At 61.5% G+C, this 819-nt stretch carries 1 protein-coding gene; it reads left to right on the plus strand.

Features of this window, described 5'->3' with window-relative positions; all coding sequences use genetic code 11:
• The first annotated feature begins 49 nt into the window (after positions 1 to 49).
• Positions 50 to 813, plus strand: a protein-coding gene (locus tag AC0L2Z_RS35350; RefSeq protein WP_287231268.1) for an IS5 family transposase whose coding sequence is annotated in 2 segments (ribosomal slippage) — positions 50 to 383 and positions 383 to 813 — 765 coding nt in all. Because the reading frame shifts where the segments join, the coding sequence is not laid out codon by codon here.
• Positions 814 to 819: the final 6 nt, after the last annotated feature.

Below are 819 nucleotides of genomic sequence, written 5' to 3' on the forward strand. Positions count from 1 at the left end.
GGTTGAATTGATGGTGAGCGGCTGATTCATTGTTGGCGGAGGTGCCACGATGGATGATTTGCTGATGTTATCGCCGGAGCAGATGCGGCGGATCGAGCCGTACTTCCCGCTGTCGCACGGCGTGCCTCGGGTAGATGATCGGCGGGTGCTCAGCGGGATCCTGTTCGTCATCCGCAATGGGTTGCGCTGGCGAGATGCTCCGGCCGGTTACGGGCCGCACAAAACGATCTACAACCGATTCATCCGCTGGAGCCGGATGGGCGTGTTCAACCGCATCCTGGCCGAACTGGCGGCTCGGGCCGGTGACCCGGACCAGTTGATGATCGATGCTACACACCTGAAGGCACATCGCACCGCCGCCAGCCTGCTCAAAAAGGGGCTCTACCCCGATGTATTGGACGCAGCCGAGGCGGCCTGACCAGCAAGCTACAGGTGGTCTGCGATGGCAAAGGTCGTCCACTGCTGCTGTACCTGACCGAAGGCCAGGCCAACGACCACAAAGCTGCCGCCGCGCTACTCGAGCACCTGCCGCCAGCCCGCCACCTGCTCGCCGACCGTGCCTATAGCTCGATCGGCTTCCGCGATGCCCTCGTCCAGCGCGGCATCACTCCGTGCATTCCGCCCCATGCAAAGCACCGCATCAAGCATAACTACGATCCGGTTCTCTACCGCCAACGCCACAAGATCGAGAACACCTTCGCCCGCCTCAAGGACTGGCGACGAATCCATACCCGATACGACCGCTGCGCTCACACCTTCCTGTCCGCTATCGCTTTCGCCGCCACATTCATCTTCTGGATCAATGAGTCCTGACCCTAG

The organism is Mesorhizobium sp. WSM4850 (genome assembly GCF_055811735.1).